At 57.3% G+C, this 13,983-nt stretch carries 16 protein-coding genes; 9 read left to right on the plus strand and 7 right to left on the minus strand.

Annotated elements, in window-relative coordinates; all coding sequences use genetic code 11:
* Positions 1-131: 131 nt before the first annotated feature.
* From VGU61_RS06725 to VGU61_RS06735, 3 genes are all read right to left on the minus strand, one after another.
* Positions 132-443 carry a BON domain-containing protein gene (locus tag VGU61_RS06725; RefSeq protein WP_326858336.1) on the minus strand — a complete coding sequence of 104 codons (312 nt, stop codon included), beginning with the start codon at positions 441-443 and terminating at the stop codon, positions 132-134.
* Between the two features lie 186 nt (positions 444-629).
* Entirely contained in the window at positions 630-845 is a 216-nt protein-coding gene (locus tag VGU61_RS06730) for a general stress protein CsbD (RefSeq protein WP_326858337.1), read from the minus strand.
* A gap of 282 nt (positions 846-1,127) precedes the next feature.
* Entirely contained in the window at positions 1,128-1,382 is a 255-nt protein-coding gene (locus VGU61_RS06735; RefSeq protein WP_326858338.1) for a hypothetical protein, read from the minus strand.
* A 364-nt stretch (positions 1,383-1,746) separates the two neighbouring features.
* Here VGU61_RS06735 and VGU61_RS06740 point away from each other — a divergent pair, with 364 nt between their 5' ends.
* Positions 1,747-2,820: a glycine zipper 2TM domain-containing protein gene (locus VGU61_RS06740; RefSeq protein WP_326858339.1), complete on the plus strand. Its 1,074-nt coding sequence runs from the start codon at positions 1,747-1,749 to the stop codon at positions 2,818-2,820.
* A 127-nt stretch (positions 2,821-2,947) separates the two neighbouring features.
* Here the strand turns inward: VGU61_RS06740 and VGU61_RS06745 are convergent, their stop codons facing one another.
* The 3 genes from VGU61_RS06745 to VGU61_RS06755 form a co-directional block, all read right to left on the minus strand.
* Entirely contained in the window at positions 2,948-3,784 is an 837-nt protein-coding gene (locus VGU61_RS06745; protein WP_326858340.1) for a response regulator, read from the minus strand.
* A 43-nt stretch (positions 3,785-3,827) separates the two neighbouring features.
* Positions 3,828-6,152, minus strand: coding sequence for a PAS domain S-box protein (locus tag VGU61_RS06750; protein ID WP_414691608.1), 2,325 nt, complete (start codon positions 6,150-6,152; stop codon positions 3,828-3,830).
* 93 nt (positions 6,153-6,245) lie between these two features.
* Positions 6,246-6,995: a Crp/Fnr family transcriptional regulator gene (locus VGU61_RS06755; protein WP_326858341.1), complete on the minus strand. Its 750-nt coding sequence runs from the start codon at positions 6,993-6,995 to the stop codon at positions 6,246-6,248.
* Positions 6,996-7,265: 270 nt separating this feature from the next.
* On the opposite strand from VGU61_RS06755, the gene VGU61_RS06760 reads away from it, so the two are divergent.
* The 7 genes from VGU61_RS06760 to VGU61_RS06790 all read left to right on the plus strand — a co-directional run bounded on the left by VGU61_RS06760 (position 7,266) and on the right by VGU61_RS06790 (position 11,364).
* A complete protein-coding gene (locus VGU61_RS06760; protein WP_326858342.1) occupies positions 7,266-7,643 on the plus strand; it encodes a DUF4398 domain-containing protein in 378 nt (125 codons plus the stop codon).
* A gap of 71 nt (positions 7,644-7,714) precedes the next feature.
* Positions 7,715-8,617 (plus strand): OmpA family protein, encoded by a 903-nt coding sequence (locus VGU61_RS06765; protein ID WP_326858343.1) that lies wholly within the window; start codon positions 7,715-7,717, stop codon positions 8,615-8,617.
* 144 nt (positions 8,618-8,761) lie between these two features.
* Positions 8,762-9,448: an OmpA family protein gene (locus tag VGU61_RS06770; RefSeq protein WP_326858344.1), complete on the plus strand. Its 687-nt coding sequence runs from the start codon at positions 8,762-8,764 to the stop codon at positions 9,446-9,448.
* 83 nt (positions 9,449-9,531) lie between these two features.
* On the plus strand, positions 9,532-9,747 hold the full coding sequence (locus VGU61_RS06775; RefSeq protein WP_326858345.1) for a glycine zipper 2TM domain-containing protein: 216 nt from the start codon (positions 9,532-9,534) through the stop codon (positions 9,745-9,747).
* Positions 9,748-10,012: 265 nt separating this feature from the next.
* Entirely contained in the window at positions 10,013-10,186 is a 174-nt protein-coding gene (locus VGU61_RS06780) for a hypothetical protein (protein WP_326858346.1), read from the plus strand.
* A 117-nt stretch (positions 10,187-10,303) separates the two neighbouring features.
* Positions 10,304-10,696, plus strand: a complete 393-nt coding sequence (locus VGU61_RS06785; protein WP_326858347.1) for a hypothetical protein — start codon at positions 10,304-10,306, stop codon at positions 10,694-10,696.
* A 248-nt stretch (positions 10,697-10,944) separates the two neighbouring features.
* Positions 10,945-11,364 (plus strand): response regulator, encoded by a 420-nt coding sequence (locus tag VGU61_RS06790; RefSeq protein WP_326858348.1) that lies wholly within the window; start codon positions 10,945-10,947, stop codon positions 11,362-11,364.
* 692 nt (positions 11,365-12,056) lie between these two features.
* Here VGU61_RS06790 and VGU61_RS06795 read toward each other — a convergent pair.
* Positions 12,057-12,560, minus strand: a complete 504-nt coding sequence (locus tag VGU61_RS06795; RefSeq protein WP_326858349.1) for a phasin family protein — start codon at positions 12,558-12,560, stop codon at positions 12,057-12,059.
* A 229-nt stretch (positions 12,561-12,789) separates the two neighbouring features.
* Here VGU61_RS06795 and VGU61_RS06800 point away from each other — a divergent pair, with 229 nt between their 5' ends.
* Positions 12,790-13,515, plus strand: a complete 726-nt coding sequence (locus VGU61_RS06800; protein ID WP_326858350.1) for an alpha/beta hydrolase — start codon at positions 12,790-12,792, stop codon at positions 13,513-13,515.
* The last annotated feature ends 468 nt before the right edge of the window (positions 13,516-13,983 follow it).

Raw genomic sequence — 13,983 nt, forward strand, 5'->3', positions numbered from 1 at the left:
AATCCTTTGCACCCGCATACTCTGACCTACTCCCGGCTCGCAGACCAGGTGACTGGTGGCCTGGCGCCGAGATCGCCTGCTGCAGGCTTACAGAAGGTTGCGCCTGCTGTAAGCCTGCAGCAGGAAATCAACTATTTGATGCGCATGTCGTTCTTGACCGACTTCACGCCCGCTACACCTCGTGTCACCTCGACGGCTTTGGCAATGTCGGATTGCGATGACACGAAGCCGCTCAACTGAACCGTACCCTTGAATGTCTCGACGTTAATCTCGCGCGACTTCAGGACCGGCTCCTGGAATATCGCTGTTTTGACCTTGGAGGTGATGACCGTGTCATCAACATATTCGCCTGTACCTTCGGTCTTCGACGTGGAAGCGCATCCGGCGACGGCGATCATTGCGAGAGAAAATAATACAGCGGTAAAGCGTTTGGAAATATTCATGTAGTTGTCCTGGTAAGTGAAAAAGATGTCCTGAAATCGAAGTCTCGATTGAAAGACATTACTGCATACATACAAAATAAATCGTTGATGCTGCGTCTCTCCGGCGGCAGGAACGCATATATTCCTTGTGAAACCGCCGGGTAGTGTCGTTGCCAGAGCCGGCAGATCTCATGGAGCGGCGGGCAATCAGACCACGCCGCTTTCCTTCAAAAACTTCTGGAACGACCTGATTTGCATGTCCGCCTCCATCCGGTCGACCCGATACTCCTGCTGAATCCGATCTGCCAGCCGTTCGCGGTTTCCCGCAATCGCATCGAGTTGATCGTTAGTCAGTTTTCCCCACTGCGCTCTGATGTGGTCCCTGTATTCCGGCCAATTTCCTTCAATGACATCCCAGTGCATCATAGTCTCCATGGTTGGCGGATTAAATGCGAAAAGCGAGTGCCTCGCGTACCCGGCCGATAGAACAGACCCAGGGGCACGGGACCTTCCGGTTCGCATCCACAAGTCGAATCGCGGTTTTGCCGCATCGACAGCAGGACTTTACGTGGACCTTCACGTCGCATCGGTGCGGTAGACCACATTGGAGGCGCTATTTGTTCTTCAATTGCCCCGGTTCCGACTTCAGGCCGCGCTTGTCGACGCAGCGGCCGCATCGCGGGAAACGGGAAGATCAGGCAGCGTTCAGAAATCAAAGCAGCGTGCCCTGGTCCGTATGCGTGGCGTGATTCGCACGCAGCGGTACATCGAACCCGTCAGTCCAACAATGCCGATAAGGGTGGCGACAATCCCGCCGGCCAGAAAAATGACCATTTCCTCACCCGAAGCGACGCCGGCCCGGGTGTTCGTCAATGCGCTTGCGACATTCTGCGAAGCGATGCCGAAGCAGATCACGAGGACGCCCCAGCCGATGACGCCGCCCCAGATTTTTTTGTTCATGTGGTTCTTTCCTGTTTGATGTGATGTACGGCATTTGAACCTTCCGTCAACCTGCCCGCCGGCGTGACGCTTTGCCTTCAGGCGCGATTGCCGGGGCAGCATGTCTGTCCGCGACACACCGCGAAGGACTGGTATCGGGCGATTCGCCGGAGGAACTCGAATCATCTCCGCTTGATTTCATTGTCGGTGTTCTGCGGTGCCCGATCCGTTCGCTGGCGCACTGATGGAACAACGCACCCGCGGACGACGCGAATGTTCGGTGCCACACAGACGCGCATGGTCAGCAGGCGTATCGTCGGTCTCGTGGCACATGACGTGCCAATGGCTCATCCGTGCCATTCGAATCAACAAACAGGGAACAATAATGAAAACCACGAAAACAATCTTGGCCGGTGCGCTTGCAATGTCTGCACTGGTGCCTATGCTGAGCATTCCAGGGGCAGCGTTTGCGCAGCAGTACGGTCCGGCACAGGGCATGCCGCGCATTGAAGGCTTCAACGTCGACGAAGTGAAGCGCATGAGGCCCGGCGTCGAATTGAACTTCGATCTTTATGGAACGCCGGGCGGGTCGGCCGCCTTGCGCATCGATGGTGCAACCCGCAATGTGCCAATGGTCGAAACCGAAGCCGGTCATTATGAGGGTACGTACACTGTCAGCAGCCGTGACAAGATTGCAGCCCGGAGTGCGGTGACGGCAAATCTTCGAGTCGGCAACCAGGTCGCCAGCACGGTTCTGAATGAATCGCTGCAAATAGGTGTCGGGTATCACTCCGCGAAAGCGGCGCCGAACCCGCAATTGAAGATCGAACGATTCAACGTCGAACCCGTCGCCGATCTCGGCGGGGGCAATGACCTGCAGTTTTCAATGGCCGGTACGCCTGGCGCGAAAGTGGATCTCGTCATTCACGGCGTGAAAGCCAGGGTGTTCCTGCCGGAAGTAAGCAGCGGCCAGTACGCCACGACGTACACCATCCGAAACAGCGACCGGATTGTGCGCAACAGTACCGTGACGGCGAACATGCGCATGGGTGACCGAGTTACCAGCGCCACGCTTGGCAAGCCTCTGCAGACGCCGGCAGCGCCGGTGCCGGTAGCCCGCATCTGCTACAACTGCGGTACGGTGGAGGCAGTCAACCTCGTCGAGGTGAAGGGTGAGGGCGGTTATCTCGGCACCATAGGCGGCGGAGTGGTCGGCGCCTTGCTAGGCAGCCAGGTGGGCGGCGGAAGCGGCCGTACGGTGGCCCAGATCGCTGGCGCGGTCGGCGGCGCTTACGCCGGCAACATGATCGAAGGCAAGGTCCGCGACACGATGCACTATGAGATCGTGGTTCGTTTGAACAACGGCACTACTCAAATGGTGCCCTTTGCAGCCGATCCGGGTTACCGGATTGGAGAGAAGGTGAAAGTCGATGCCGGCGTCATCACACGCACCTCGTAAGCCGGCAGGCGCAGGCCCCGTCAGTGTCGCCGGCTTGGCGTTGCCGGCGGGACTGTGCAGCGTTACCCGCAAAGTATCCGCGCCGGAACACAAGCGTCGACCGAACGTCAAGGGGACAACCAGGCCCTTATGATTCTTTGCGTGCCATGTGATCGGTGATATCCATTCCGATTCCGCGGTAGCCGATAAATCGGCTTGCCGAGTCGAATACGGGTTCGCCGCTCACTTGCAGGAACTGCATCGCGCCGTCGGCACCGCTGCGGCTATAGACGAAATTGATGAACGGACGGCGGGCGGCGATATTGGCGTGCAGCAGCTTGCGTTCCTCGGCGTTCCACCGCGCCGCCTCCAGCCCGTCGGTAGCGCCGTGCATGTCGTCCGCCGCCAGCCCAAGCATGTCGAACACCGGACCGGATACAAAAGTGAATTTTCCCTTCGCGTCCTGCTCCCAATACCAATCCGACGACAGTGCGGTAAAGTTTCTGAACCGCGCTTCACTGTCGCGCAGTTCGGCGGTCCGCTCCAGCACCGTCTGTTCCAGCACCTTGTTATAGTCATCCAGCTTCTTGTATAGAAGGCGCACTTCCAGCATATTGCGGATCCGTGTCTGCACTTCGATCAGGTCGAACGGCTTGCTCACGAAGTCCTTGGCGCCGGCTTGCAGCGCGCGCAGCTTGTGCGCCGGCTGCGCGGTGATGACGAGCACCGGCAGATAGCCGCCTTCTTCGATGCCTTTCAATCCTTCCATCACCTGAAAACCGTCCAGCAGCGGCATCTGAAGATCCAGCAGGATCAGGTCGTAGCGATGCGCCTTGTGCAGCGGGCACACCGTGTGTGGATCGCTGGTCGATGTGAAACGGGTAAAGCCGGCATTGCGCAGCATCTGCTCCAGCAGCATCACATTGGCTTCCTGGTCATCGACGATCAGGATGCTGGCGTTCAGGATTTCGGATGGATCGAGCATGGCGTTCTTTCGAGAATATTCGGTGTATCGCGAGTCGGCTGAATCAGCCTTTATCCGCTTCGGCGGCTACGTGGTCTGCGCTGTCTTCCTTCATGGTCCTGGCGGTTTCCGATGCATGCTGAAGGGCGACATCCAGCGCATCCATGAATTCCGTCACCTTGATCGGCTTTGTCAGGTAGCGGAAAAACCCGGCCTCCATGCCTTTTGCAATATCGCGCGGCACGGCATTTGCGGACAGCGCCATGACGGGAATGTGCGCGGTCGCCGGATCCTTGCGCAGAATTTCCAGTGCATCGAATCCGCTGATGCCCGGCAGGTTGATGTCCATCAGGATCACATCCGGCTGGTAAGTCCGCGCCAGCTGGACACCGAGATGCCCGTCAATCGCCGTCAGCAGCTTCAGGTCGCTGCGCCGGGCGATCAGTTGCTCGACGAGGATCAGGTTCGCCGGATTGTCCTCGACGTAGAGCAGCGTGCGCTGTGACGCCATCTCGCGCACTACCGCGGTACGCTCGTCCCGGGCGGTGTCGCCGAATACCAGTTTCGGCGCGCTCGTCGCGGTCAGCTCGACCCAGAAGACAGTGCCTATGCCGACATTGCTGGCCACGCCGATGGCGCCGCCCATCAGCTCGACGAGTTGCTTGGTGACGATGAGGCCGATGCCGGTGCCTTCTTCGGCCCCCGTCTCCTGTCCGAGCCGGTTGAACGGCTGGAACAGCTGCGTCACCTGGTCGGGAGCCAGTCCGGCGCCGGTGTCGGTAACGCTGACGCGTATCCGGTTCTCGCCGCTCATTCCGCAATCGACGGTGACGCTGCCGCCGTCGCGGTTGTACTTGATTGCGTTGGCCAGCAGGTTGATCATCACCTGCTTGACCCGAGTCCGGTCGGCGTGGACATAAAAAAGCCCATCGAACCGGGGAAAACTCATCGTGATCCCGCGTTTCTGTGCCTGCGGCTCGATCATCGCCTGGCAGTCCTGCAGGACCTCGGCCAGCGACACCGCTTCCTGCGACATCGTCACCTTTCCCGACTCGATCAGCGCCAGGTCGAGTATTTCATTGATCAGGCGCAGCAGATACCAGCCTGCTTGCAGGATCTGGTCGATCGACTGTCGTTGCGCGGGCGACGGCGGCGGCGTTTCGGACGCCATCAACTGCGCGAATCCGAGTACGGCATTCAGGGGCGTGCGCAACTCATGGCTCATGCTGGACAGGAATTCGGACTTGGCCAGGTTGGCCTTCTCTGCCGCCGTTCTCGCGGTTTCGAGTTCGTCGTTGGTTTCCTGCAGCGCATGTTCGATCTGCTTGCGTTCGGTAACGTCGCGGGCAGCAGCGAACACGCCCCGTAGCGTGCGGTCGCGGTCATGAAAGGTTGTCGCGTTGTAGGAGACGACGGTTTCCTTGCCGTCCCTGGCGCGGGCGGTCAGCTCGTAATTGGTTACTTTGCCTTCGCGCAGGACACGCTTGATGGCTTCCTCGGCGCGTGCGGGATCGGTGAAGTAATTTTTAAATGGCGCGCCGATCAGTTCATCGCGGGTGCGGCCGGTCAGCGCTTCCATCTGCTGGTTGACGTCGCTGATGATGCCGCGCGGGTCGGTTGCCATCAGCGCATCGATATTCGATTCGATCAGCGAGCGGGTGTAGTACTGCTGATCGCGCAATCGCTGGTCGAGGAGCGCCTGCTCCGCTTCGACCTGTTTGCGCGCCGTGTTGTCGATGCCGATCAGCAGGTAACCGATCACTTTGCGCTGCTCGTCACGCAGCGCGGTGACCGACACGATCGCGGGAAAGCGGCTGCCGTCCTTGCAGACATAGGTCAGTTCATACACATCCTCGATGCCACGCAAGGCCTTGTACACCAGTGCCTCGAAGCCCGGCAGGATGGCGGTGCCCATCTCGTTGCTCAGCGTCCTGGCGCGGGCGACCACTTCCTGCGCATCCGAGATGTCGGCCGGCGTCAGCTTGTTGACCACCTCGGCCGCCTGGTATCCGAGCATGCGTTCGGCCCCGACATTAAAGATCTGGATGACCCCATCGGCGTCGGTGGCGATGCTGGAGAAATTGGCGCTGTTGAAGATGGCGTTCTGCAATGCCGCCGCTTTCAGCAAGGGTTGCTGTTTTTCATGCAGGACAATTTCAGCCGCGAGCTGGACGCGGATCATGCGCCGGATACGCACATATAGCAGCGCGAGAAACAGAAGAAGCAGCACGATGCTGCCCTGGATGACTCTTATTGCGACGACGGATTGGACCGCATAGTGGAGGGCGACACCGCCGACCAGCAGCAACACCGCCAGCGTCAGTCCGAAGCCGGTCATCATCAACCGGTCAATCGAGGTTTTTTCCATATTCCGCATATATTCAGACATTGATCTCAGACGTGGTGTGCAGGCGTCGGTCAGACGGAGCCTGCGGTAGATAGAGAGGCTGGCGATGCATGCGCGTCATGCAGGGCGCATTTGTCATGCCAGCTTGCTTGCGGGAGAGCGGATCTGGCGCTGGCGCGCATCCGAAAGCAGGCGCGCGAACTCCTTCTTGACGACGCCATAGCATTCGCAGACATTGCGTTCCAGTCCGGCGCGGTCGACGACGGTGATGTGGCCGCGGCGATAGCGAATAAAGCCGTAGCCTTGCAATTTGCCCGCCGCCTCCGTCACGCCTTCTCGTCGCACGCCGAGCATGTTGGCGATCAGTTCCTGCGTCATCGTCAGTTCGTTCGACGGCACGCGATCGGCGGTCAGCAAAAGCCAGCGGCACAACTGCTGTTCCACCGAATGATGGCGATTGCACACGGCGGTCTGCGACAGTTGCGTAATCAGCGCCTGGGTATAGCGCAGCAGCAGCCGCAGCACCGGACCGGCGCGATTGAATTCCTCCAGCAGGATATGGTTCCGTAGACGGTAGCCGTGACCTCCCGTTTGCACGACGGCGCGGCTCGGCGTCGTGTCGCCGCCCATGAAAAGAGAGACGCCTAGGACGCCTTCGTTACCGACACCTGCGATTTCGGACGAGCTGCCATTCTCGAGCACATAGTGCAGCGAGACGATCGAGGTGGTCGGGAAATACACATGTTGCAGCTTGCCGCCGGACTCGTGAAGTACGTCGCCAAGCAACATCGGAACCAATTCCAGATGCGGCGCCAGTCGGTCGAAGTCGGCGTCGAGCATCGCTGCCAGAAGATGGTTTTGATTCGGGTCGTGCGTACTGGACATGTCAGGACTCCTGCTTCCAGTGATGGGATGTCGCGGCGTCCGTGGACGGTGAGGCGAAAGAAATTTGCTACCGCACGGTAACACAGGTCGCGCGTTCGGCAGGGTTTAATTGCGCTTGTGTTTCTGACATCCGGCCTGTCTCCATGACGCCGCTGAACGTATGTCGACACGCTATGTGTGTCAACGCACGGAAGGCACAGGTATTTCCGCCTATAACGTAGTTCAACGCGGCAACACGCCGCTTTATGAAACAGTTCACAGGAGAACAAAATGAAGATCAGATCAACAACATGGTTCATGGGTTTGTGCGGCGCCGCCCTGGTGCTAAGCGCCGGCTGCAGCAGCATGAAGACGCCGGCAACCGCCTCGGTTGCCGTATCAAAAGCGGCGGTTGCCGATGCCGCAGGCGCTGGCGGGGCGCAATACGCACCTGTCGACATGAATTCGGCGCGTGAAAAACTCGCCCTGGCGAACAAAGCCATGGCGGACAAGGACTACAAGCAGGCGAATGAACTGGCGAACCAGGCGCAGGCAGACGCCAAACTGGCGCAGGGGAAAGCCGATTCAAGCAAGGCGCAATTGGCTGCAGCCGCGCTGCAGGACGATATTCGCGTCCTGCGTGAAGAGCTGAGCCGCGCCAGCAAATAAGAACGACCTGCGACGGTCGTCACACTCAGCGGCACGCACCCGCGCGCCGACGAAATTTAAAAGGAATCACCATGAACAACGCCAAGCTTCTACCCATCATGCTCGCCATCGCCACCCTGGTCGGCGCCTGCAGTTCCATGCCGCGCAGTACCAGCCTTCTGGAGCAGGCTCGCAGCGACTACCGCATGGCGCAGTCCAATCCGAACGTGGCGAAGCATGCACCGCTGGAAATCCAGCAAGCCGGTGAAGCACTGGCGCAAGCTGATGCCGCCTCCGCCGATCGTGACAGCGCCGCAACGATCGACAAGCTCGCCTACCTGGCCAAGCAACGCATTGCATTGGCACAGGAAATGGCAAAGAAGAAATCAGCTGAAGGCGAGGTGGCAAGTGCCGGCAAGGAGCGTGACCAGATGCGCCTTGATCAGCGCACCAATGAAGCCGACCGCGCCACCCTGCGCGCCGACCAGGCGAATGTAGCGACGCAGATCGCACAGAACGAGACAGCGGCCGCCGAGGCCAGGACGCAGGAAGCGCAGGCTCGCGCAGCGCTGCTCGAAACACAGCTGGCGGCGCAGTTGGCCGATCTGGCCGCGAAAAAAACCGAACGCGGCATGGTGATCACCTTGGGTGACGTATTGTTCGGTACTGATACGGCACGCCTGGGTCCTGACGGCATGCGTACGGCACAAAGACTGGCCGATGTCCTGCAGAAGAATCCGCAGCGTACCGTGCTCATCGAAGGCTTTACTGACAGTACCGGCGCCTCCGTGCATAACCAGGAATTGTCGGAGCGCAGGGCTACGGCCGTGCGCTCCGCGTTGCAGGAACTGGGTGTGGGACGCGAGCGCGTCTCGGTACGAGGATATGGCGAGTCGTATCCGGTCGCTGCCAATGACACGATATCGAATCGCCAGCTGAATCGCCGTGTCGAGATCGTTTTCTCCGATGCAAACGGCAAGGTCATGCAGCGTTGATTCGACGCACCGGCCGGTGTTCACAGCCGGCCGGGCTCATGCCGTTCCCGCTCTCCCAGGTCCGGATCGAAAGGCGTTGCGCCCAACGACGGGGTCTGGCGCTCCGGGTATTTTCCCGGATCGAAATCTACAGGAAAGAAAAAAATGAAACCAATGACACAACTGATTATTGCCGCCTTTGCAGCGGCGACGCTGATTCCGGCCGCTGCCATGGCCCAGGCAACCGACACCAAAAACCAGGGCTACCTGGTTGATAACCATGGCGGCTCCATCGTCATGAGCGGTACCGGGCTCTGCTGGCGCGACAGCGACTGGACGCCTGCCCGTTCCACCGAGCCTTGCGACTTTTCCATCAAGCCTGTCGCAGCCGCTGCCCCGGTCATGTCACCTGTTGTGATCGCGACGGCGCCCGAGCAGGCAATGGCCAAACCGCTGGCGCAAAAATTCAGTTTTGCCGGCGACGCACTGTTCGCATTTGACCTCGCCGAGCTGAAGCCTGAAGGCAGGGCAATGCTCGACGGTTTGGTGACGCAGCTCGACGGTGCACACTACGAGACCATTGTCGCCACCGGCCACACCGATCGCTTCGGCAGCAATGCATACAACCACAAGCTTTCGGAACGGCGCGCACAAGCAGTGAAGGCTTACCTGGTCAGTCGCAATGTAAAAGCCAGCACCATCGATGCCGAAGGAAAGGGCGAAACACAGCCGATCACCAAGGCGGAAGACTGCAAAGGCGCGCAAAGTGCCAGGACTGTCGCCTGCCTGCAGCCTGATCGTCGTGTCGATGTCGAGATGATCGGCACGAAAACGGTGGTCGGCTCGCTTTGATCCCTCGTCGTCCCCGCATGCTTTCGTTCATCACGGACGGTATGCAAGGGGGCAGTCAGTCAACATTTGAAAGCAATCTATCCATGAAAAATATCACCTCAATTGCAGCCACTTCGCTGGCTATGGTAATGCTGCTCGGTATGAGCGCCTGCAGCCACATGTCCACACGGGACCGCAACACCGCCATGGGGGCGGGAATCGGCGCAGTCGGTGGCGCGGTGCTGACCGGAGGCAGTCCTGTAGGAACTGTCGGCGGCGCGGCTGTCGGCGGCCTGATCGGCAATCAGGTCAGCAAATAGGCCATCCTGATTTCACGTACGACTCCGCAGGGTACGCAAGTACATTTTCGCGGCTGTCGCCGGTACGAGCACATTCCAATGCTGGGTGCGCCACCACACCGATTGTCGCGGCGATGCGGGTTATAAAGAGACATGCCGATAAGGCCCTCAGCTTCATCGAAATACATGCCGGCGCGACATGCAGGCAGCATGTTCCGGACAAAGTCATCCATCCCCCGAATACATTCACAGAGTCCGGCCTGGCCGGGTTCGCAAGGAGTCAACCATGTCTTTCCTAATATATCTTGCTGGCTTCGCCATCCTCATCGGCGGCATCGCATGGGGCCTCATTACCGCCGGTGTGCCCCAGCTTTATGTGCTGATCGCTTCGGTCATCCTGCTTGGCGTCGGCATTCTCACCGGCGTGACCCATACCCGCGGCAAGGATGTGTCGAAGTAAATGGATGTGCCGTCCATTTTTCTGGGGATGCAAACGCACAGACCAGAGGCAGACAATGATGCATGCTAGTTATGCATATCGAAGTACTTTTCAGGTTCGTTCACCAGGATCAACATCATGACGCAACACCTTATTACTCACACCATGGTCGTCTTTTTCATGTTTCTGTCAAGTGCAGGAGTCGCGAAAGCGGAGGTTGTGCAATGCATCGCCAAATCCGGGGAGGCGACTTTTTCCAATATGCCTTGCGCGATCGATGCTGATACTGTTCTTGTGCCGTTAAAGAAAATGACCACTGCAGACAAATCGAAAATGGTGCTGCAGACAGAAAAATTCGTCGCCGCAGAAAAAGCCCGCAGCGTCGCATCGGCAAACAGGCCCCCGACAAAACGCGGACTGCTGCTTGACGATACAACCTTGCAATCCGCCCGGTCGCTGACGGTTGCAATGGATAGCACACCAGTACTGGAGCGCCGGCGAACGATGGCGACGCTGGCTGTATATCCTTGATTCGATTCCCTGCGGAATCAGGCTGTCCTCGCTCTTGGCGCGGATGTAGTGCGAGCGAATTCCATTACCTTATGGCGACAACGCAGAAGGTCAATAAGGCTCTTTCAACAGAGTCGGTCGATAGCAGCCGGTAGGGAAGGGCGGCAATCGGCGAGAAGCGGACGCTTGCTATATCAAGCCTGACTTGCAGAGCCAAAACACTTGAGAAATGACCGGCACTGGAGGGTCATTAGGTGTACCCTAAGAAGATGACAAATCACCTTCTTTTAATTGAAGACGACGAAATCGCAGTTTATCTCACGCTTAAAATGCTCAGAGCGTCTGGATTTTCCGCAGAAATTGATGTCGTCCACGATGGCATGGAAGCGATAGCGTATCTAACTTGCCATGGGCTTTATGAGAATAGGCTGTCCGGCAACCCATCTCTCATTCTGCTTGACTTGAAATTGCCCGATCTGGATGGATTCGAAGTGCTAAAACAAATCCGTACCAACCCCGTCCTCTCCACTATTCCTGTCTTTATCCTTAGCGCTTCGAACACCGACGAAGATATGTATCGGAGCAACCTACTCGGTATTTCAAAATACCTGATCAAGCCTTTGGATGTGATTGAGTTTAGGCAGGAAGCTGCAAAAGTACTCAGCTTTACGACCCCCTCTCTTCATTGATAGTGCAGCGATTGGTATAGGTAAAAGCTGTTCTTGCAGCCACAGCGTGCTCGCTTGCTTGCATAGGGCAAAAAGCTGTTCGCCAGGCGCCCATCGATACAGCAATCGGCAGCGCAGTAGCCATACTGATTTCTACAGGACTTCACCGATGGCTTCAATCCTGAACGATAGCGCAGCAATCTCCAGTACAGGTATGACGACGACCAGGGCGGCGACCTGCACAGAATCCAGCCTGGATTTGTTCTCGAGGTTCTCCTAGTCTCTGACTTTGTGCGCGATGTTGGAACAGTAAAGGATCGCATTCGCTCCTTATAGCGTGTCGCTACGACGAAATGAAACGCGCGGAGAGTAGAAAATTGCTGAGAATGCGGGACAGACCGGATAATATCTGAGAGTTGCGGACTTGGGGTGAAGCCCGCGTTATCAGTGGCGGGAGCCGCTTATTGCGGCTCTTTCAATAGAGTCGCTTGTCTGGTTGGATAGCGGAAATGGCGCTGCATATTTGACGGGCGAGAAGAAGCATTGGATGGACGCCCAATGCGCTGACCGGGCATGAATAGCAAGCGCTCTTTATTATTCAAATCAACATAAAACATGACTTGGCAAAGAACGCCTCTTCCACTGGACTGCTAAAAAAAAACCGCAGCAATAAGTTGCTGCGGCCCTTTGCCTGCATGCGTTCCGAAGAAGCGTTATTGCGGGCGTGTAGCACCGCCAGACGACTGAACGCGCTCACCAGCTCCACGAATCGGCGTGGTGAGTTTTTCCAGCGATTCTTTCTGACGCTGGGTCACCTTCGCAGTTTGCTCGGATGCCTTTTGTGCGACTTCCTGAACAACTGCCTCCGCAGTGCGAGTAGCGTTCGGAATATGCGTTTCAGCGGTCTGCGCTATGCCAACCTGAGCTTCAGCGAAAATGGCTTGCACATGCTGACGATAGGCGCGGACTTTCTCCGCTGCGGGTTGTGCCTGACCAGCAGCAATCGATACAGCCTCCGTACGATCATCGGCCTGCAGCACTTGCCGGGTAGTTGACAGAGTTTCTTCCATCAATGTTTGCCCAACTTGGATATTGAGCTCATTCAGCTTCTGTATGCTGTCGAACATTTTTTTCGACACATCGGCATAGAAAGCGAATTGCGCCTCGAGTTGTGCTTTTACGGCAGGAGAAGAAGATGATTGGAAGAAGTTGTTCATAAGTATTCCTAAGAAACATTTTATACAGGCGGTTATCTGCATAAGGGGCTAACACACGGTCTGAACCACCATCTGGACAAAGGTTCAACATATATTTGTGCAATGCAGCAGCGGCAGAAGTTCCCTTTAAAATCTAGCCGTGGGTTAAATAAAAATTACGCTTTTCTGGTGCGGCGCAGCATAATGGGCAATCTTAATTTAATGCTCAACTGAGCTTCCATGGAGCATTATGCATATCACTAACATTCAACCTTCCTCGCCGATGCTGTTCGCCTTCGAACCAGTGCGCTCAATGATGGACTTCTTTGCAGGACAGGTCCTTCCGCTCGAGCGTTTGCCAAAAGGGGATGGTCACTCCGTGATCGTATTTCCAGGACTCGGGGCCTCCGGGGGCGCCACTGCCATGTTGCGTTCACGCCTGCAGCAACTCGATTATGAGGTTCATGATTGGGAGCACGGCATCAACCAGTTGCCAAATGGCGACCTCGAAACCTGGATTACGCGTCTGGCGATCCAGCTGCAGCGCTTAGTAGCGCGCGATGGTCGTGCCGTGACACTTGTCGGCTGGAGCTTGGGAGGCCTGTATGCACGGGCGCTACTGGAACGCTATCCAGCTTGGGTGCGCCAGATCATTACACTCGGCACGCCCTACGCCGAACTACGTCACACTGGCGCTGCGTCAGCCAGCCGCTCAAGTAAAGAGGAGGACGCGGTTGCCGCCGTGCCTGCATTCTCGATCTACTCCAAGTCTGATGGGGTGGTGGCTTGGCAAGGCTGTGTACCCAGTGACTTGCCCAACCATCATGCCATCGCGGTCGATGGCGTGAGTCATATGGGCTTAGTGCATCACCCGGAGGTGCTGTCGATTATCGCTGAACTGCTTGCCGGCAGCACCAGGGATTGGTTGGCGCACAGGCCGCAAGATGATCACAGAGATAGAGGTCCAGCGGCATAGAGCTGTGGAACATTGTCGAAAATACCAAAAAGGATGAGCTTTCATCCATCGCAAAGTGTATAGGAAGAGGTGCTGCGAACTGATCGGTCTTGGACAGAGCGAGAGACAGCTTGGGGGCGACTCTGGTGAAAAGGTCAGAGAGCAATATTCAATCTGAGCTCCAACCACTCGAATTGATTAATTGCCCAAGCATTTTCTCGAAGATGCACTTCAATGAGCTGCGCCATTGAAGTCAATGGCTAATGGAGTGCCACGATTGTCTTACCGACCTGCCCAATACGTTTTTTCGTGAGTACGGAAAAGTTGCCGACGGACTTTTTTAACAGAATCGGTCGGAAGCAGTCGGCGGGAAGGGTGGTAATCGGCCGATTCTGTTGAAATAGTCGGCGAGCAACGTAGTTAGGTATCTAATCGTTGATCCGATGAGAAGGCGGGATTGCAGCTTGAAGGTGCTAGGTTGGTTCCTAG

The organism is Noviherbaspirillum sp. (genome assembly GCF_035944575.1).
Classification (GTDB): domain Bacteria; phylum Pseudomonadota; class Gammaproteobacteria; order Burkholderiales; family Burkholderiaceae_D; genus Noviherbaspirillum.